Raw genomic sequence first — 18,405 nt, forward strand, 5'->3', positions numbered from 1 at the left:
AGTTTACCCGTGTTTAATTTTGAAAATATTGTTGTTTTTATCGAGGATATGGACAAATCGCTTAGTCGTAAAATCAAAATATTCTGTTATCAATTCTTCAATACTACATATCTTTTCTTGATAGCAGAATTCATTAATAAAATTAAGTAGATAACAGCTGTGAATAATACCGGAAGAACTATTTTGTAAATCGATTAACGATTCATAAAACGCCCGCATATAATCGCGTCTATCTTCTTTAGCTAACATAGCGTAAGGCGTGATATAATTTATAGAAATTTGGGTTAAGATGTTAGATAGATTATCAACAATTTTGCTAAATTGTTGATTTGCTAGTTCGGTTTCAAACTCTAAAAGCTTATAGGATGGAACTAATCGTAAAAAACAAAATAGACCATTTTGCGATATTGAATTAGACAATAAGATTATGAGTTCAGCAAGAGTCACGTTAGGATTACTGATCGCTAAACTCAGCGCTGCTGCAACAGCAACTTCTTGGTTATGGTTTTCACAAGCATGTTTCAACGCCGCAAAGGTTTGTGTGGAAGGGTAGTAAGACAACATGTTTGCGGCATCAATGCGTTCTTTCGTCGTTCCTTTTTTTAATAAAGTGCGCAATTTTTTTTGAAATACTTCATTTTCAAACAGCGGTAATACCGGTTCAAGCTCATTGAACTGTTTTTCAGCAAAAAAAGCGGCAATTAAGTCGACGGAATTTAATGCATATTTCGATATTTTGCTTGCATAAAAGGCGTTTACTTTACTTTTTTGTGCAATCAAATCGATTAATTTTAGTTTTAAATCATTAAATCTTTTCCGATGATATCTTCGGTCAAGATAAATTATTGACGTGATAAAAACAATTATCAGACCAGCAAAAATCATACTGACATTGTAAATATTCATATACCGTATTAAAATGTCCATTTTATACCACATCCTAATGTTTTCTTGTTGTACAAATTACGGTTGCGGTTGGTGTCTTTTCGACCTTCAGCAGTGTAGTTAAATTGAAGACTTAATCTGTCAGAAACATCATACGTTAGCCCAACGAAATGTGCTTTCGCTTTGATTAATGAATGATTATAGCGGTTAGAACGATCTGATGTTTCTTGAGCATTTGAGTAACCGATAAATAGATGCAATTTTTCGATTGGTGTTGCGGTTAGCTTAATTAGAAAACCGTGGGTATGATTATTATCCTGATCATAAGTATTGTACCACTTACCGGCAATTGATAATCGGTCATTCAAGAAGTATTGCTCAATCCCTGGCGTAATACTTTTAATATTTCCGTCGTTGTAGTGGTCGAACTTTAAATCCAATGTGATATGAAGGGAATTAAAATATTCATTTGTTGATGATAATAATACATAGTCAGCACCACTTGCTAAAGTATAACGTGCAAAGAATTTTTTCGACGTCGCGGTAAAGCCTGATAAGTAGCCGTAAGCACGATCATTTAGCGTATGCCAAAATGTTGTACCAATTCTTTGATCATTCATATTAAAACGATGAGATTGAGCAACATGACCTGTAACCGTACTTGTTTTAGATAGTTTGTAAGATAGCGCAAACTCCATTTCGTTCCAGTCAGCATAAGATTTTGTTAAATGACTATGAGTACCTGCAACATTGAGTGTCCAGTAATGAATCGATTTTTTGATGTCAGTGATTGTTTTTTTTAATGTTAACAATTGGGTATCATTGGGTGATTGCGTTAAATAGTGATTGAGTAGTAATTCAGCTTCACTTGGATTATCAATATTTTGTGCTAACACAACGCTGACCAATCCGTATTGGGCATCGACATAATTGGGGGCTAAGACTAAAGCCTTGTGAAATGCTTGTTTTGCTTGATCTAAGTTTTTCAGTGCATAATAGTTAAATCCGAGTTGGACAAGTATGTCTGAATTAGTTGGTGATAGTACAAGCGCAGATTCTAATTTTTGCGCAGCGAGATTAAAATTTTGCATTTTTTTTGCTTCAATGCTTTCATTTAATAATTGTTCTGCTTTGATTGCGTTATTTCCATAAATTGGGTTTGCTAATATAGTAGAACTGTAGGCAAAAAAACTTAGCATTAAGACTAACTTATAAGACATAAAACCACCTTAATTCAATATATTTCAAAATCTATGTTTTTATTTTTATTTGTGTATGAATCAAAGCACTATTGAAATGATGTAAATTAATCAATGAGTTGTTCTGAATCAGCAAAAAATAGAAATCTTAGGTAATATCACAGGATGATGTAATTTTAATTACATGGTTTAGGTTATCCAAACGCGTGGATTATATAAAATACATATAACAAAGAATAGAAATATTTGGTGTAGTTTTGTTTAGTTTGATAGCTATTGTTTATTTATGTTTTTTTGCCCTTAATTGTTGAATTAAGACTATAATAGTTTTTTAAATGGGAAAATTATATGAATAAGATGAAAATTAAATTGATTATTTTTACTGCGTTAGGATTCATTATTTCCAACTCTTCTAGCGCAATTGATAATAAGCTTGTTCACCCTGTATTACTGGAAAAGGTACAACAAAGTGAACGAGATAAACGTCAATATGAAGTGATTGAGTTACCAAACAAAATGCAGGTATTACTGGTGTCTGATCCCAATGCAGTCAAATCGCTTGGCTCACTAGCACTACCGGTTGGTTCATTGCAAGATCCAAAAGCACAGCAAGGCTTAGCGCATTATACTGAGCACATGGTACTTATGGGCTCAAAAAAGTATCCTAAACCAGCAAGTTTTTCTAAATTTTTAAGCCGTCACACCGGCAGTTATAATGCAAGTACTGCCGCACATCGTACCGCATTTTATTTTGAAGTTGAAAATAGTGCTTTTGATAAAGCATTGGATTATTTAGCTGATGCCATTGCCGAGCCTATCTTAGATCCTAAATTTGCCGATAAAGAACGCAATGCCGTTAATGCCGAATTGACTATGGCACGATCCAATGATGGTTTTAGAATTGAACAAGTTAATGCTGAAACCATTAATCCCGAACATCCTGCATCACAATTTTCAGGGGGTAACTTAGAAACATTAAGTGATAAGCCAGACAGTAAACTACAAGATGCCTTAGTCAATTTTCATCACGATTATTATTCTGCCAATATTATGGTCGGGGTCATTTACAGTAACCAATCGATAAATAAATTGGCAAAATTAGCCGAAGATACCTATGGAAAGATTCCCAATCGTCATACTATTGCGCCAAAAATTGATAAGCAATCAATGACGTCGGATTCGTTAGGTAAACAAATTTATATGATTCCTGCACAACCTAAAAAGTTGTTGTTATTGCAATTTCCCATTGAAAACAATTTAGCTAAATTTGCCGATAAAAGTGATGAATATATCACTTATTTAATTAGTAACAGTAGCCAAAATACATTATCTGACCAACTTCAAAAACAAGGATTAATCGAAAGTATATCCTCCTCGATTTCACCTAATCGATATGGCAATAGTGGTATTTTTAGTATTAATGTCAGTTTAACCGATGCAGGGCTTAGCCAGAAAGATAAAGTTATTGGCGCTATTTTTAATTATTTGCAGTTAATTCAAAAAGAAGGTGTAACCGAAGCTTATTATGAGGAGTTTAAGAAAGTTTTAGATTTAGGATTTAAATATCAAGATATTGAACGGGATATGTCCTATGTTGAATGGTTATCGGATCAGATGTTGCTATATCCAATTCAAAATGTTCTTAATTCAGATTATATTGCAACGCATTTTGATAAGTCTGCAATTATCGCCCGACTAAAAAGTTTAACTGCCGATAATGCCCGGATATGGACGATTTCACCGAATCAAGCAACCAATAAAACCGCTTATTTTGTTGAAGCGCCTTACAAAATTGATAACATTACTAAAGAAGAAAAATTAAATTGGACAGCGTTAGGTAAAGATTTCTCGTTTACCTTACCAGCGCTCAATCCTTATATCCCCGATGACTTTTCGATTGTAAAGCAAAGTGAAACTCCATTACCAGCCGTTGAGTTTAACAAACGGGGAAATCATATTCATTTAGCTAGTCAATATTTTAAACAAGATCCGAAAGCTGCCATAGTGGTTTCATTGCGCAATAACGAGGCATTTAAAGATGTAAAATCACAGGTCATTTTTTATTTACTTGACTATATTGTCAGTCGAAATTTAGCGCAGTTAGAATTTCAGGCTGGTGTCGCAGGTATGTCTTTATCATGTTCGGGTGATAATGGACTAATGATCACTGCAACAGGCTTTAACCAACATCTGCCAGATATGATAACCGCTGTCTTAAATAGCTATCAAAATGTTAATATTGATGAGCAAAGTTTAGCATTAGCGAAATCCTGGTATCTTCAAAAACTTGATGCCGCCGATCATGCTAATAGTTATTTATTATCGATGCAACCAGTTAAAGCTTTATCTTATATTCCTTACTTCGAACGCAGTGATAAACGCCGAATAACAGCGGATATCAGTGTGAATGATGTATTGGCTTATCGTGATAAGTTACTGTCGAAATCCGTTCCTTATATGATCAGTTTAGGGAATATATCGAACGATAATTCACTCAAACTTTATCAGGAAATACAAAAAACGTTGGATGCGAATATCGAGTTTGAACCAAAACCAACGATAAAAATAACATCGACGCAGACAGCAAAAATTACGCAACATGCAACTTCGAGCGACAATGCTTTAATGATTGGATATATTCCAGCGAATTATAGTGAAATCGAGGGACAAGTTTTAAGTTATACGCTGACCAAAATGATTGAACCTTCTTTTTATGAGCAGTTGCGCAGTAACGAGCAGCTTGGTTATGCCGTGTTTACCATTCCGTTTACCATAGGTGAATCGTCAGGATTAGGATTTTTAATTCAAAGTAATCAGTATGATCCTGATTATTTACTTAAACGCTATCAAGATTTTTATCCTAACATGTTAAGTAAATTGAAAGAATTATCCGATCAAGATGTTGAGCAATATAAAAAAGGCGTGCTCAATGAATTGACAATGCCGCCACAAACGCTAGAGGAAGAATTAAATCTTTATCTGTCAGATTATCGTTTATCACGTTTTAAATTTGATTCACGTGAGAAAAAAATCAATCAATTGAAAAAAATTACCCAACAAGATTTGATTAACTTTTATACCCATTCTGTTATGGAGCATAAAGGTTTAGTACTAGCGTCGCAGGTACTGGGTAAACCATTAGAAGGTTCCAAAGTACCACAAGCTATTAATGGTAATGAGTTGACGGATTTTGACAATGCTTCAAGTTTACAACATTCTTTGTTAAGTGAAATGACTAAATAATTTTGATGTTAATAAGGTTTGTTAAAACAGAATGTAAAATCACATAACTGAAATAAAAATAAGGTAATTTTCACCGAAATTACCTTATTTTTTTATCTGAATTTTTAGTTAAATTGAATATTAATGGTAATAATCAATAGTATTATCTTCATTATGGTGGTCATTTGAACCCGGTATCGCTCGGGATCGTTCGATTGGCACGTAACTACCACTTGGCGTTTCAACTTGGCATTCACTTAAATAGATTGAGTATTTGGTGTTGGCATGCATACTTTCACCACGAAAATAACAGTGAACCGCACTAAATAAGTGATTTCGACACAATATTGCAATAGCAAGCCAAACCACAAGAATAGCAATAGCCACCCATTTTAAACGCCGCCAAAGAAACGACCAAAATCCTTGTTTACGAAATCGGCAATAAACAAAAATGAGGATAATAACGGCAACAAATCCTAACGCTTCAAATAACCAAAATAGCCACATACCATTTTCTCCTGAATTAGCTATAATTTGTGACTATTTTATACTAAGTTACAACCATGATCCATTGCGAATGATACCCACAGCTATGCCTTCAATAGCAAAATTTTGTTGTTCAAGATCAACCAAAATCGGAGAAAATTCACTATTTTCGGCAATCAAATGTACATATCGACCTTGGCGAGATAACCGCTTAACTGTCACTTCATCTTCAATGCGTGCCACAATAACTTGTCCATTTTTAACATCCTGAGTTTTATGCACCGCCAGTAGATCACCATCCAATATACCGATATCTTTCATTGACATTCCCTGTACACGTAATAAAAAATCGGCATTGGGTTTAAATAAATTGGGATCCACTTGATAATAACTTTCAATATGTTCTTGAGCAAGAATCGGTGAACCGGCTGCTACTTGACCAATAAGCGGTAGACCTTCCACTTCATTTTTTTCATGATTTTCAAGTAACAGGCGGATACCTCTTGATGAGCCGGCAATCATTTCAATAGCGCCTTTTTTGGCTAAAGCTTTTAAATGCTCTTCTGCTGCATTAGCTGAACGAAAACCTAATATTTTTGCTATTTCTGCTCGTGTTGGTGGCATTCCGGTAGTCTGAATATTATCTTTGATTAAATCATAAATTTGCTGTTGGCGTTCAGTTAATGGTCTCATTCGATTTTCCTGTTTATTTATACAGATATATGTGATTATATACAGCTAAGTTAATAATGCCAACCCTTTCTTTCATTGATTTTTATTTTATTTCTGCTCAACAAGGTTTAATTGTGTTTATTAAGGTGAATGTTATCTGACTTTTGTTACAAAATAACGGAGGTTGAATTTTAACCTCTATATCAACAACAAATGATAATAGTTTAAATATATTCACAATGTTATAAAAAATGATTGTGCGTTTAATATTGTATATTGGATTGGGCTGTTTTACGATGCGTTTTCCTTGTTTTGTTTCAGAGATTAAGGTTATATAATGAAGGACAGTAGTATGATATACTACGCAAAATTGTTTTTTTAATTGGAATTGTCTCATGCCTTATGTTGTTGCACTCAGTGGTGGAATTGCCAGTGGTAAAAGTACCATTGCACATCTATTTGCTGATTTAGGGGTTCCAATTATTGATGCTGATATTATTGCTCGCCAAATTGTAAAAAGTGGCACCTTAGCATTTTCTCAAATTGTTAAACATTTTAGTCAAGAAATTGTCTTACCTGACGGTGAATTGGATCGTCGTCAATTAAGAGAAATTATTTTTAATAATGACCATGAACGTCTTTGGTTGAACAGTTTATTACATCCGATTATACAGCAAGAAACCCAAGCTCAAATTGAAAAGCAAACTGCTGATTATGTCATTTGGGTGGTACCATTACTTGTTGAAAATAATTTACATCATTTTGCTGATCGCGTATTAATGATAGATATACCTGAATCATTGCAATTAGAACGTCTTATGAATCGTGATCATATTGTTGAGTCATTAGCCCGAAAAATGATATTTTCACAGGTTTGTTCTGGCAAACGTTTGTCGTATGCTGATGATATTATTATTAACAATGATGATTTAGATTCATTAAAACAGCAGGTTTGTAAATTACATCAACAATATTTAAAAAATTCAAAAATTAAGAATGGATAAGTATGAATAATATTATTTTTGAACATCCTTTAAATGAAAAAATGCGTACTTGGTTACGATTAGAATTTTTATTAAAACAAATTAATACGCATTGTCATTTGAATGAAAATAATGCGCTGCTCTTTTTCCATGCCTTATCTGAACTTCTTGAGATAATAGAACGTAGTGATGTCAGAGGGGAACTCATTAAAGAAATTGAATCACAAAAACAAAAACTGATTTCATGGATGAATATTGATGGTGTTGATAAGGATCTAATCAGTGATTTAATCCTCCGATTCGATTCGTTTTTAGTCAAATTTAATGCAACCGCTCGTTTAGGGCAGTCATTAAAAGACGACCGTTTTATTACGTCAATAAGGCAACGTTTAACCATTCCGGGTGGGTGTTGTAGTTTTGATCTGCCTTTCTTTTATTTATGGTTGAAACTGTCTCAAGAAACACGAAACCTTCAGGTAAGAAATTGGCTGCAACAGTTGTCTTTATTAGATGAGGCATTATCTTCTTGTATGCAACTTATAAGACAGCTGGGCGAGTTTAAAAAATATCATTGTAGTAACAATTTTTTTCAAGAAACTAACGGAGAAATTAACTTAATTCGTGTTCGTGTTTCATTAGATAAAAATGTTTATCCTCAAGTATCGGGGCATATGTCACGGTATAGTATCCGTTTTTTACCCCTTGAAACTTGCGAAAACACAACACATGATTCGATTGAATTTGAACTAGCTTGTTGTTAGTTATGGTAAAGTCTATTTTGAAGAAACTGAAATGAGTAATCAAACACACACTTTTGTAAATTGTCCGACTTGTCAAAAACAAGTCGAATGGTCAGACGTTAGTCCTTATCGACCTTTTTGTAGTAAACGTTGCCAACTTATTGATCTCGGTGACTGGGCAACGGAAGAACACCGTATTGCTGATAAAGAGATAAGCGAACAAGATCATTGGAGCGAAGATGATAAATTCAACTCTTCAGGAAATCAGTAATGAAAATTTTGGGTATTGAAACATCTTGCGATGAAACAGGGGTGGCGATTTATGATGATCAACATGGATTGCTTGCCAATCAACTTTATTCACAAGTCAAGTTACATGCTGATTATGGTGGAGTGGTACCGGAACTTGCATCTCGTGATCACATTCGTAAAACCGTACCACTGATTCAAGCGGCCTTAAAAGAAGCTAATTTAACTTCGCGCGATATTGATGGTGTGGCTTATACGGCTGGGCCCGGATTAATTGGAGCATTAATGGTGGGAGCCTCGATTGGGCGATCACTCGCTTATGCGTGGAATGTGCCTGCGATTGCCGTCAATCATATGGAAGGTCATTTACTTGCTCCCATGCTTGAAGATAATCCGCCAGCGTTTCCTTTTGTGGCTTTATTAGTTTCAGGGGGACACACTCAACTTTTCAGTGTGACTGGAGTAGGGGAATATCAGCTACTTGGCGAATCCATTGATGATGCAGCAGGTGAAGCATTTGATAAAACTGCTAAATTGCTAGGGATTGATTATCCTGGAGGAGCGAAATTATCAAAATTAGCTGAGCAAGGCTTATCTTCTCGATTCCATTTTCCTCGACCGATGACAGATAGACCAGGTTTTGATTTTAGTTTTTCTGGTCTTAAAACAGCCACAGCCAATACCATTCATCAGCATAGTCAAAATAATGCGATTGATGAACAAACCAAAGCCGATATTGCCCGTGCTTTCGAAGATGCGTTAGTCGATACTTTGGTCATTAAATCCCGACGAGCACTTGATCATACGGGATTTAACCGTTTAGTCATTGCTGGTGGTGTGAGTGCCAATAAGCCTTTGCGTGACAAATTAACACAATTAATGCAACAGCGAAAAGGAGAAGTTTTTTACCCTAGAGTTGCGTTTTGTACCGATAATGGTGCGATGATAGCTTATGCTGGTATGATTCATTTGCAATCTAAAGAAGGTAATGAACTGGCGATTGAGGTAAATCCTCGATGGGCTTTAAATATATCCAACAGTTAGTGTTGGATATATTTAGTTGGATTAGAAAAGAGCATGTTTAATTATCGGAATTAGTGAGTTTATTGGTGTTTTCAGATTGCATTGCAACGAGTTTTTCTAGATTTCTATTGATACTAAAAGTCACACAGATTAATTCGAAGCCAATACGTGTAACAATAGCCCCGCTAATTAAACAGAACAATCCATAAAAAAAATTACCTTGGAATATATTGAATAAACAACTCAGAACGACGCAAGCTAACGATAACCAGTACAGAATGGTTAATATACTTGGCATGATTAAACGATTAAAGAAAAGTAAATCTATAGGTTTAAAATCTTTCATATCTTTCCCCAATGTAGTTTCACATAAATTTAGGTTATTAAAGCATATAAAAAGCTAAACTATAGGATGATTATCTAAAATAATCGTTGTATATTAGAGTACATTTTTTAGAGGAAATCAATGCAATTAAAGATTAAATATTTATGAAAACTTATATTACTGGCAAAGATGCCGCCCTTGAAGATTCAATCCACTATTTCCATCAACAATTAGCTAAATATCAATTAGACGTTAAAGAGGCGTCTTGGCTTAATCCCGTTGCTAATGTTTGGTCAGTTCATATACAAAATACCCAATGTCCTTTATGCTTTGCTAATGGTAAAGGCGCAAGTAAAAAAGCCGCACTTGCATCGGCTTTAGGTGAATATTTTGAACGGTTATCAACTAATTATTTCTTTTCTGATTTTTATTTGGGAAAACAAGCAGCAACGGCTAATTTTGTTCACTATCCAACGGAAAAATGGTTTGCAGTGCCTGAGGATAATACTTTGCCAGAAGGCCTGTTATCGGAAAAATTATTACAATTTTATGATCCAGAACAAGAATTAAACGCAACCGATCTCATCGATTTACAGTCGAGTAATCGTGAACGTGGTATTTGTGCTTTACCATTTGTTTCTCAAACAGATCAAACAATTGTTTATGTTCCAGTAAACTTAATTGCTAATTTATATGCTTCAAATGGTATGTCTGCCGGTAATACACGTAATGAAGCCAGAGTGCAAGGTTTATCTGAAATTTTTGAACGCTACGTTAAAAATAAAATTATTGCTGAAGCAATTAGTTTACCGACGATTCCAAAAGAAGTGATTGATCGCTACCCAAGTGTGTTAGCATCAATTGAATCACTTGAAAATGAAGGATTTCCACTTTATTGTTTTGATGCGTCTCTCGGCGGTAAATATCCTGTGATTTGTGTGGTGTTGTTTAATCCTCACAATGGTACTTGTTATGCTTCTTTTGGTGCTCACCCTAATTTTGGTGTTGCACTAGAAAGAACGGTGACCGAACTATTACAAGGCAGAAGTTTAAAAGATCTTGATGTTTTCTCACCACCAAGTTTTGATAATGATGAAATTGCGGATTTAAGTAACTTAGAAACCCATTTTATTGATTCAAGTGGTTTAATATCATGGGATTTATTTAAACAACAAGCCGATTATGAATTTGTAGATTGGGATTTTTCGGGAACAACCGAACAAGAATTTAATAATCTTATGGCAATTTTCCATGAACAAAATACCGAAGTATTAATTATGGACTATGAGCACTTAGGGGTATATGCTTGCCGTATATTGGCGGTCGGTATGTCCGAAATTTATCCGCCTGAAGATCTTTTAATTGCCAATAACAACATGGCGATACATCTTCGTGATCTTATTTTATCACTACCAGTAAAAAACTATTCTGCTGAACAATATCTTGCCATTATTGAACAATTGGATGAAGAAGGATTAGATGATTTTGCACGAATTCGTGAACTGCTTGGTATCGCTACAGGCAAAGATAACGCTTGGTTAACATTACGAGTTGGTGAGCTAAAAGCAATGCTTGCATTAGCCGCTCAGGATTTAGAACAGGCTAAACTATGGATTGATTGGACGATAGAAATGAATGAATCTATTTTGTCAGCTGAAAGAAATCATGATTATCGTTGTTTACAAACGTTGGTGAATTTTATTCTTCAACGTGATGCAAGCCAATTCCGTGATTATCAAAAGGCCTTTAATAAAATGTATGGTCAAGCTTGTGTTGATAAAATGTGGCAATATGCCCTTGGCGAAAAAACATTTTACGGTCTAAAAGACGCTTTAGTGACCGCTAAATCAGTTGATGATGATGTTGAACAATTTGCCATGCATCAAAAATTATTAGCTGTGTATCATAAATTGCATCAAGCTATGCAATAAAGTGCTATAAAGTTAATTAATTCATCCACCCAATTAAATTGGTGGATGAATTAAACGTTAAGCTTGTCTGGCAAAGTCGGCAGCTTGCTTAACCAGTTCTTCACTCGGTCTTACTCCCGTATATAAGTAAAACTGTTCAAGGGCTTGTAAAACTGCAACATCTGCGCCTGAAATTCTTATTTTGTTTAATCGATTGGCATAACTCATCAAAGGTGTTTCAACCGGCATGGCAACTACATCAAAAACAATATCGGCATGGTTAATCATGCTGTCTGGAAAAGCTAAATGATTTTCCTCATTTCCGCCCTGCATCCCGATAGGCGTGACATTAATTATCAATTTTGCTTGTTCGGGTGAAATTTCAATTTCATCTTTTACCCAACGATAATTGTATCGTTTTGCTAACGCTTCTCCTTTTTCTTGATTACGTGCAGCAATAATTCCTTGGGTAAAACCTGCATCGAAAAAGGCACCAATCACGGCATTAGCCATACCACCACTGCCTTTTAATACAAATGGGGTCGTGTTATCAATATGATGTAAAGCAATCAGTTTTGCAACCGCGATATAGTCTGTGTTATAGCCTTTCAAATGATAGTCAGTATTCACAATAGTGTTAACTGAATGGATAGATTTAACGGATTCATCGAGTTCATCAAGAAATTCAATGCAGGCTTCTTTATAAGGCATAGAAATGGCGCAGCCACGAATTGCTAACGCTTTAATGCCATATATTGCATCTTTTAAATTATTAGTCGTAAAAGCTTTATAAAGATAATTGAGATCGAGTTTCTCATATAAAAAGTTATGAAATCGAGTTCCAAAATTGCTTGGTCTGGCAGCCAATGACATACAAACAATCGTATCTTTATTGATAATTCTTGCCATTTTTATTGTTCCTTGTGATCATGTTCATCTATTTTTTAATTTTAACACTTTCTCGATTTAGACGTATTGAATTATGGTAGCAAATAATACAGGCCCTAACATACAACAAGAAAAAGCCACCGTTAGCACAATGATTTATCTTTATTGCCACAAACAGCATCATGTTCCTAATAATCAGCTATGTGATGAGTGTAATGATTTATTAAAATATGCAATGCAACGCTTAACCTTATGCCGATTTGGTGAGGATAAAACAACTTGTGAACGTTGTCCAAAACATTGTTATCGTAAAGATTATAAACAAAAAATAAAGCAAGTGATGCGTTTCTCAGGTCCAAGAATGATGATTTATCATCCTATTATGGCCCTCAAACATCTTTATAAAAATTTGACTAAGCAATAATTTTCGCAATCAATTTTGCGACATCATTTAAGGTCACAAAGGATAAATGTGAAGGCGATATTATAAAAATTAAAAAACGTTAAAATCCATATTTACCATTAAACAGGTTTAAATTTATATCCGTCTGTTTTAAAAAGTAAAAATTGGTTATAATGGCACACTATATTATATAGTTCAGATAACTCGTAAAATATCGTCATTATGATAATGGGTGTTCACAATTAAAAGTAGAGATAGTCATAAATAACTATTATCTGTTTTATTTAATGACATAAAACATAAGGATGATGAATATTTAAACATTTTGATCCATAAGCAAATGAATGCGCTCACAATCAAAGTTATCGGTGATCATTCCATTAGCTGTTAAAAAGTTTAAATATCTAAAGCCCTTTTTTAAGGTAATTTAATAATGAAGAAGATATCAATAATTTTTATATTATTAGCACATTTGTCGTTTGTCATTCAAGCCCAAGAGTATCAATATAATGATTTTGGTATCACCAAATCCTTTGAATTTGGATCAAGTAATTCTAAAAATTCATCAAATCAGCAACGTGATATTATAGAAGCGATCTATTTTGAGAAAGATGTACAATTATCATGGAACAGTAGTATTGACGATTTTGATATTGATTTCTTTTTTGTTAATAATAAAAACGATAAAAAAACGGTGGAAATTCTGGTAAATAATATCCAAAATACAGAGTGGGTTTATTTACCAACCAAATTGAAATTAAATGAATTAACTAAAGGAGATATTGCTTTTTTGTATCTTATACAACTTAAGAATATCGAGCCGAATAGTTGTTTGCATCACTATTTTGATGTTTACGGTTATTCAAATTCAAAGTATCCTGAAGGAATTTTGGATTATTTAGATTACAATCGTTTAGAAGTTCAAAATAAAATGCGTATTTGTTTATCAGATAAAGGCTATTTGTAGTCAAGTTTAACTAAGTATTGATAAGTCATTGTCTCGGTATGCTCAAAAAGAGAGTGAAATCTTGTACCGTCAATAAGTCGCACCATTTAATGAATTTTTTGCCTTTCCTTGATAACCTAAATTTTTTAAAGTGCAGTGCCTTTAGTGGGTATCGTTAATTTTAGGGTATCAACGCCTTCTAGTTGCAGAAGTTTAATTTTTTTATCAATGCCACCTGCATAACCGGTTAAACTGCCGTTACTACCAATGACTCGATGACAAGGAATAATAATGGATAGTGGATTACGCCCAACTGCTCCGCCGACAGCTTGGCTTGACATACTTGCAAGTTGATTGGTTTTCGCAATTTGTTTAGCTATATCGCCATATGTGATGAGTTCACCATAAGGAATTTTACAAAGAATATCCCAAACTTGATGACGAAAAGGCGTACCAATCGGGGCTAAATCAAGTTGATTGATAGCCGGATTTTTTCCTGAAAAGTAGTGATCAAACCATTTTTTTGTGTGGTTAAAGATGGGTAAGTTAGGTTTGCTTTCAAGGGGAGCATTGACGGTATCACCAAAATATTTTTGTCCTTCAATCCATACAGCAACAAGTTGATTGTTTCGGCTTGCCAGCGTAATTAACCCTAATGGTGAAACGTAATCGGATGAATAAAACATATAAACCTTAAAATTTGGAGCTCAACATTGAAATTAAATTATGCTTGTTTATTCACTAAATTTCTAGTTTTTTGTTGATATTGCCAATTACATTTTGTTATTTGGCTTACCTAAGCAAGCCAAATAAAATTAAGACGTTATTTTGTGCTTTGTTTTCCTTTTTCGACATAACTCATATCGCCAAAACTTTCGACAATAAATTTACCTTCATCGGTATAACGAATTTTGGTAACACTGGCATTGCCTAATGGAGAGGTGATTGGAGCATCAAGCAGATCTTCTACCATAGACATAATCGCAATACCATGTGAAACAACTAATACGTTACCACCACCTTGTGCTTTTGCTGATTCAGCAATGGTTTTTAATGCGACTTCCATTCTTTTTTTAACTTGCTGATAATTTTCTGCTTGTCCTGATTTTTCAACCGCAGCCACGGCATCTAACATTTTTTGTAGTGTTATTTTACCTTTAGCAAGATCAGCCATTAAATCCTTGTCAGAAGGATATCCTAAATGTTGCGCGGCAGGAGTCCACATATTGGGATCTAGATCGCCTTCAAAATCGCCAAAGCAGGCTTCACGCAGAGCTTCCATTTCATTAATTGCCAACGTATCACCTTTACTTTCTAAGATAATACGTGTAGTTTGTCGTGCACGGCCTAAGTCACTTGAATAGGCAGTAATAAATTCGACATCTTTTAAGCCTTGTCCTAATTGTTCAGCAACTTCTATACCAGACTGAATCAATGGTGTATCAGACCATCCTTGAGCACGATGAACGTTGTTAAACATGGTTTTACCATGACGGGTTAAATAGATTGTCACTTCACTGGCAAAAGCTTGTGAAATTGATATGACCATAACAAAAAGTAGGCTAATAAATTGAATAGATTTTTTCATGTTTCATCCTTTATTTAACAAAATTTTAAAATAAATTAAATCGATAATCGATAACGGTTTCCGCTGATAAGGTTGGGGAACGTTGTGCTCTTCCATGTTTTAGGTTTGGTGTCGCATCTGAGGCACTCATCGTTTTGTAAGACCATCCATAACCAAATTTAGATAAAATCGAGAGATTTTTAAACATGCCAGAACTCGGTTTCCAAATATTAAAAATGTTGATCTCACCATTTTTTAATCGGTCATGCTTATAATTAAATTTAGCATAGTTCATATACAATCCAGTGGTATTATCCTTAATAAAATCATAATTTAATACGGCGGTGAAAACAAGTTCCCCATCGCGCATGTAATCTGCTGCTGCGGCGGCAAGTCCATTAAAACGACCACGGTTATTTTTACCGATATGGCGTCCATAATACCCAAGAGCGTTATGTTTATTTGCATCGGTATAGGCGAGCCCCACTTTGATGCTCCAGTCTTCTTCTTTCCATTCAATGTCGGTTGCATAGTGCCATGCATGGGAATCAAACTCTTTTCTATTTTGTTTCATGGCATCATAATTTTTCATCGCATAGCTACCATAAAATTGTGAACCCAAAGTTAAATTTTTAACGGGTTTATAAGATAATTCAATTGCATGCCGTCTTAAGTAATCTTTGGCGACACCATAAGAATAGTCGATTTTGGTATCACTATCTTTATAAGCCATTTCAACTGTTGAGATGTGATCAATGACTTTTTTACGATCGTTTGTTAAAAAGTGAACTTTTTGGGCGGATTCACGGGGTAGGGCACTGTCTAAACGACCAAATGAAAAGGCAAAGTCATCATATTTTAATATGCCACTAAATCCGAGATAGCTGTTTCGTGTTAAATGTTGTGAAGAGCTAATGATGCCTAAATCTTTCACACTATGCCAGCCCACTTTACCGTTAAAATTTATCCTATCTTCACCCAGTTTTATTTTTATATAACGCTGAGTAAATTTATTAAAGCCATGCGCATTGTGTTTACTATAACCTTTACCGTGGTTATAAAGTAGATTACGGGTTGCAAAATAGTCACTTGCACCCAGTTTTATTGCATTGTCATAAGTGACATCAAATCCAAGTGTATCAAACAGATAACCCGATTTATAATTGAACGTGAAAACTTGTCCCCAAGCACTGTGCACTTCTTTTGGTTGAGCGGCATTTTCTTTTAAATATTTCCAATGATTACGGGTAGAAAAATCAAGTTTACTATCGGTAATAAAAGCATTCTCTATAAAGCTAGGTTGTAAATGATTATTGGATATTGGGTTTGCGAGAACGGAATAAGACATGATATTAAATAATGCGAAGGTTAAATATCTTATTTTCATTTTTATATCCTTTTTTTAATTATCAAAAACCTAAATAGCCGGTTAAGCAAAGTTATCTCTAATGCTATTTAGGTTTTGCCTGCTGTAAGCAGTAACTTTCCAATTTTAGGTGTGATACAAAAGTTAAGATTTTAAAACTTCGCCTTTTGATGCAATCACCGCTTGATACCAGTAGAAACTTTTCTTTTTATAGCGTTTTAGCGTTCCCGATCCGTCTTGGTTTAAATCGACATAAATAAATCCATAACGTTTAGTTACTTCGGCTTTTGAAGCACTAATCAAATCGATTGGTCCCCAACTGGTATAGCCCATCACTTCGACACCATCATCGATAGCTTCACGAATTTCCACAAGATGATCGTTCATATAGTTAATACGATAATCATCATTTATCGTGCCATCTGCTTCTAATTTATCTTTTGCGCCTAAACCATTTTCAACAATAAATAATGGTTTTTGGTAACGTTCATAAAGCATATTTAATAGATAACGGATTCCTGTTGGATCGATTTGCCAACCCCATTCCGATGCTTTTAGATAAGGATTTGGTACCATATCTAAAATATTGCCTTTTGTTTTTTGTGATTCATCTGAAGTTGCGCAACAACTCATATAGTAACTGAACGATACAAAATCGACCGTTTCTTTAAGATCTTGTCGATCTTGTTCGGTAATCGTTAAATTAATATTGTTTTCTCTGAAGAAACGTTTCATATAAGTTGGGTAATAACCTCGAACTTGAACATCACCAAAAAATAGCCAACCATGGTTTTCTTGAAGTGTAGCCCGAACATCTTCAGGCTTAGGTGTTAAAGGATAAGCAACAGCGCCTAATAACATGTTACCTATTTGGGCATCGGGAATAATTTGATGACATAGTTTTACCGCTTGACTGCTGGCGACTAACTGATGATGAATGGCTTGATAGATCTGTTCTTTATTACTGTGTCTATCCAATCCGACACCGGTAAAGGGTTCGTGTAATGACATATTGATTTCATTGAAAGTTAACCAATATTTCACTTTATTCTTGTAACGCTCAAATACGGTTTTGGCATAACGAGTAAAAAATTCGATGACTTTACGATTTCCCCATCCACCATATTGTGTGACAAGGTAGTAGGGCATTTCGTAATGCGATAAGGTGACAAGTGGGGTGATGTTGTGTTTTAACATTTCGTCAAACAGTTTGTCATAAAACGCGAGTCCTTTTTCATTTGGTTGTTCTTCATCACCATTTGGAAAGATTCGAGTCCAAGCAATTGACGTTCTTAAACACGAAAATCCCATTTCAGCAAATAAAGCGATATCTTCAGGATAGCGATGATAAAAATCAATGGCACGATCTTTAATGCCGGTAATTGTGTTTTTATTACGATCGATGATGTCACCAAATAAACCATTGGGTGTACAATCTGATGTAGATAAACCTTTGCCATCTTCACGATAGGCTCCTTCAACTTGGTTGGCAGCAATTGCTCCGCCCCAAAGAAAATCATTCGGAAATTGTGTTAGCATGT

The 18,405-nt window shown here is 34.6% G+C and carries 18 protein-coding genes; 8 read left to right on the plus strand and 10 right to left on the minus strand.

Annotation, left to right across the window (positions count from 1 at the left end):
- Positions 1 to 3: 3 nt before the first annotated feature.
- Entirely contained in the window at positions 4 to 927 is a 924-nt protein-coding gene (locus tag ACGH6R_RS06635; RefSeq protein ID WP_411599225.1) for a hypothetical protein, read from the minus strand.
- Positions 915 to 2,105, minus strand: a complete 1,191-nt coding sequence (locus ACGH6R_RS06640; protein WP_411599226.1) for a YaiO family outer membrane beta-barrel protein — start codon at positions 2,103 to 2,105, stop codon at positions 915 to 917. The genes ACGH6R_RS06635 and ACGH6R_RS06640 overlap by 13 nt, the downstream gene beginning before the upstream one ends.
- Positions 2,106 to 2,432: 327 nt before the next feature.
- On the opposite strand from ACGH6R_RS06640, the gene ptrA reads away from it, so the two are divergent.
- The gene (gene ptrA / locus ACGH6R_RS06645) at positions 2,433 to 5,327 is read left to right on the plus strand and encodes a pitrilysin (protein ID WP_411599227.1); all 2,895 of its coding nucleotides are present in this window, start codon (positions 2,433 to 2,435) and stop codon (positions 5,325 to 5,327) included.
- A 120-nt stretch (positions 5,328 to 5,447) separates the two neighbouring features.
- Here ptrA and ACGH6R_RS06650 read toward each other — a convergent pair whose 3' ends face one another.
- Together ACGH6R_RS06650 and lexA are read right to left on the minus strand one after the other, a co-directional pair.
- Positions 5,448 to 5,813: a hypothetical protein gene (locus ACGH6R_RS06650; RefSeq protein ID WP_267352199.1), complete on the minus strand. Its 366-nt coding sequence runs from the start codon at positions 5,811 to 5,813 to the stop codon at positions 5,448 to 5,450.
- A gap of 48 nt (positions 5,814 to 5,861) precedes the next feature.
- The gene (lexA, locus tag ACGH6R_RS06655; protein ID WP_411599228.1) at positions 5,862 to 6,485 is read right to left on the minus strand and encodes a transcriptional repressor LexA; all 624 of its coding nucleotides are present in this window, start codon (positions 6,483 to 6,485) and stop codon (positions 5,862 to 5,864) included.
- Positions 6,486 to 6,859: 374 nt separating this feature from the next.
- Between lexA and coaE the strand changes: the two genes are divergently transcribed.
- From coaE to tsaD, 4 genes are read left to right on the plus strand one after another with little or no spacing between them, the layout of a single operon-like run.
- Positions 6,860 to 7,468, plus strand: coding sequence for a dephospho-CoA kinase (coaE, locus tag ACGH6R_RS06660; RefSeq protein WP_267352197.1), 609 nt, complete (start codon positions 6,860 to 6,862; stop codon positions 7,466 to 7,468).
- Between the two features lie 2 nt (positions 7,469 to 7,470).
- On the plus strand, positions 7,471 to 8,208 hold the full coding sequence (gene zapD / locus ACGH6R_RS06665) for a cell division protein ZapD (protein ID WP_267359265.1): 738 nt from the start codon (positions 7,471 to 7,473) through the stop codon (positions 8,206 to 8,208).
- Between the two features lie 31 nt (positions 8,209 to 8,239).
- A complete protein-coding gene (gene yacG, locus ACGH6R_RS06670) occupies positions 8,240 to 8,458 on the plus strand; it encodes a DNA gyrase inhibitor YacG (protein ID WP_267359266.1) in 219 nt (72 codons plus the stop codon).
- Positions 8,458 to 9,480, plus strand: coding sequence for a tRNA (adenosine(37)-N6)-threonylcarbamoyltransferase complex transferase subunit TsaD (tsaD, locus tag ACGH6R_RS06675; RefSeq protein WP_267359268.1), 1,023 nt, complete (start codon positions 8,458 to 8,460; stop codon positions 9,478 to 9,480). The genes yacG and tsaD overlap by 1 nt, the downstream gene beginning before the upstream one ends.
- A gap of 37 nt (positions 9,481 to 9,517) precedes the next feature.
- Here tsaD and ACGH6R_RS06680 read toward each other — a convergent pair whose 3' ends face one another.
- A complete protein-coding gene (locus ACGH6R_RS06680) occupies positions 9,518 to 9,805 on the minus strand; it encodes a DUF4282 domain-containing protein (RefSeq protein WP_267359269.1) in 288 nt (95 codons plus the stop codon).
- 143 nt (positions 9,806 to 9,948) lie between these two features.
- Here ACGH6R_RS06680 and ycaO point away from each other — a divergent pair, with 143 nt between their 5' ends.
- Complete coding sequence (gene ycaO / locus ACGH6R_RS06685; RefSeq protein ID WP_411599229.1) at positions 9,949 to 11,715, plus strand: 30S ribosomal protein S12 methylthiotransferase accessory factor YcaO; 1,767 nt, start codon at positions 9,949 to 9,951, stop codon at positions 11,713 to 11,715.
- A 57-nt stretch (positions 11,716 to 11,772) separates the two neighbouring features.
- Here the strand turns inward: ycaO and ACGH6R_RS06690 are convergent, their stop codons facing one another.
- Complete coding sequence (locus tag ACGH6R_RS06690; protein ID WP_411599248.1) at positions 11,773 to 12,594, minus strand: shikimate 5-dehydrogenase; 822 nt, start codon at positions 12,592 to 12,594, stop codon at positions 11,773 to 11,775.
- Positions 12,595 to 12,676: 82 nt separating this feature from the next.
- Here ACGH6R_RS06690 and ACGH6R_RS06695 point away from each other — a divergent pair, with 82 nt between their 5' ends.
- Positions 12,677 to 13,006: a nitrous oxide-stimulated promoter family protein gene (locus ACGH6R_RS06695; protein ID WP_267352192.1), complete on the plus strand. Its 330-nt coding sequence runs from the start codon at positions 12,677 to 12,679 to the stop codon at positions 13,004 to 13,006.
- A gap of 412 nt (positions 13,007 to 13,418) precedes the next feature.
- The gene (locus tag ACGH6R_RS06700; RefSeq protein ID WP_411599230.1) at positions 13,419 to 13,952 is read left to right on the plus strand and encodes a hypothetical protein; all 534 of its coding nucleotides are present in this window, start codon (positions 13,419 to 13,421) and stop codon (positions 13,950 to 13,952) included.
- Positions 13,953 to 14,077: 125 nt separating this feature from the next.
- Here ACGH6R_RS06700 and ACGH6R_RS06705 read toward each other — a convergent pair whose 3' ends face one another.
- From ACGH6R_RS06705 to ACGH6R_RS06720, 4 genes are all read right to left on the minus strand, one after another.
- On the minus strand, positions 14,078 to 14,617 hold the full coding sequence (locus ACGH6R_RS06705; RefSeq protein ID WP_411597075.1) for a methylated-DNA--[protein]-cysteine S-methyltransferase: 540 nt from the start codon (positions 14,615 to 14,617) through the stop codon (positions 14,078 to 14,080).
- 137 nt (positions 14,618 to 14,754) lie between these two features.
- A complete protein-coding gene (locus ACGH6R_RS06710) occupies positions 14,755 to 15,519 on the minus strand; it encodes a histidine phosphatase family protein (protein ID WP_411599231.1) in 765 nt (254 codons plus the stop codon).
- A 25-nt stretch (positions 15,520 to 15,544) separates the two neighbouring features.
- A complete protein-coding gene (locus tag ACGH6R_RS06715; protein ID WP_411599232.1) occupies positions 15,545 to 16,885 on the minus strand; it encodes an OprD family outer membrane porin in 1,341 nt (446 codons plus the stop codon).
- A 123-nt stretch (positions 16,886 to 17,008) separates the two neighbouring features.
- Positions 17,009 to 18,403, minus strand: a complete 1,395-nt coding sequence (locus ACGH6R_RS06720; protein ID WP_411599233.1) for a glycoside hydrolase family 1 protein — start codon at positions 18,401 to 18,403, stop codon at positions 17,009 to 17,011.
- Positions 18,404 to 18,405: the final 2 nt, after the last annotated feature.

This window comes from Gilliamella sp. CG13 (assembly GCF_046635805.1).
Lineage (GTDB): Bacteria > Pseudomonadota > Gammaproteobacteria > Enterobacterales > Orbaceae > Gilliamella > Gilliamella apicola_I.

Coding starts and splice junctions, on each gene's coding strand:
- ACGH6R_RS06635 (WP_411599225.1), bottom strand. CDS start 927: ATGGACATTTTAATACGGTATATGAATATTTACAATGTCAGTATGATT.
- ACGH6R_RS06640 (WP_411599226.1), bottom strand. CDS start 2,105: ATGTCTTATAAGTTAGTCTTAATGCTAAGTTTTTTTGCCTACAGTTCT.
- ptrA (WP_411599227.1), top strand. CDS start 2,433: ATGAATAAGATGAAAATTAAATTGATTATTTTTACTGCGTTAGGATTC.
- ACGH6R_RS06650 (WP_267352199.1), bottom strand. CDS start 5,813: ATGTGGCTATTTTGGTTATTTGAAGCGTTAGGATTTGTTGCCGTTATT.
- lexA (WP_411599228.1), bottom strand. CDS start 6,485: ATGAGACCATTAACTGAACGCCAACAGCAAATTTATGATTTAATCAAA.
- coaE (WP_267352197.1), top strand. CDS start 6,860: ATGCCTTATGTTGTTGCACTCAGTGGTGGAATTGCCAGTGGTAAAAGT.
- zapD (WP_267359265.1), top strand. CDS start 7,471: ATGAATAATATTATTTTTGAACATCCTTTAAATGAAAAAATGCGTACT.
- yacG (WP_267359266.1), top strand. CDS start 8,240: ATGAGTAATCAAACACACACTTTTGTAAATTGTCCGACTTGTCAAAAA.
- tsaD (WP_267359268.1), top strand. CDS start 8,458: ATGAAAATTTTGGGTATTGAAACATCTTGCGATGAAACAGGGGTGGCG.
- ACGH6R_RS06680 (WP_267359269.1), bottom strand. CDS start 9,805: ATGAAAGATTTTAAACCTATAGATTTACTTTTCTTTAATCGTTTAATC.
- ycaO (WP_411599229.1), top strand. CDS start 9,949: ATGAAAACTTATATTACTGGCAAAGATGCCGCCCTTGAAGATTCAATC.
- ACGH6R_RS06695 (WP_267352192.1), top strand. CDS start 12,677: ATGGTAGCAAATAATACAGGCCCTAACATACAACAAGAAAAAGCCACC.
- ACGH6R_RS06700 (WP_411599230.1), top strand. CDS start 13,419: ATGAAGAAGATATCAATAATTTTTATATTATTAGCACATTTGTCGTTT.
- ACGH6R_RS06705 (WP_411597075.1), bottom strand. CDS start 14,617: ATGTTTTATTCATCCGATTACGTTTCACCATTAGGGTTAATTACGCTG.
- ACGH6R_RS06710 (WP_411599231.1), bottom strand. CDS start 15,519: ATGAAAAAATCTATTCAATTTATTAGCCTACTTTTTGTTATGGTCATA.
- ACGH6R_RS06715 (WP_411599232.1), bottom strand. CDS start 16,885: ATGAAAATAAGATATTTAACCTTCGCATTATTTAATATCATGTCTTAT.
- ACGH6R_RS06720 (WP_411599233.1), bottom strand. CDS start 18,403: ATGCTAACACAATTTCCGAATGATTTTCTTTGGGGCGGAGCAATTGCT.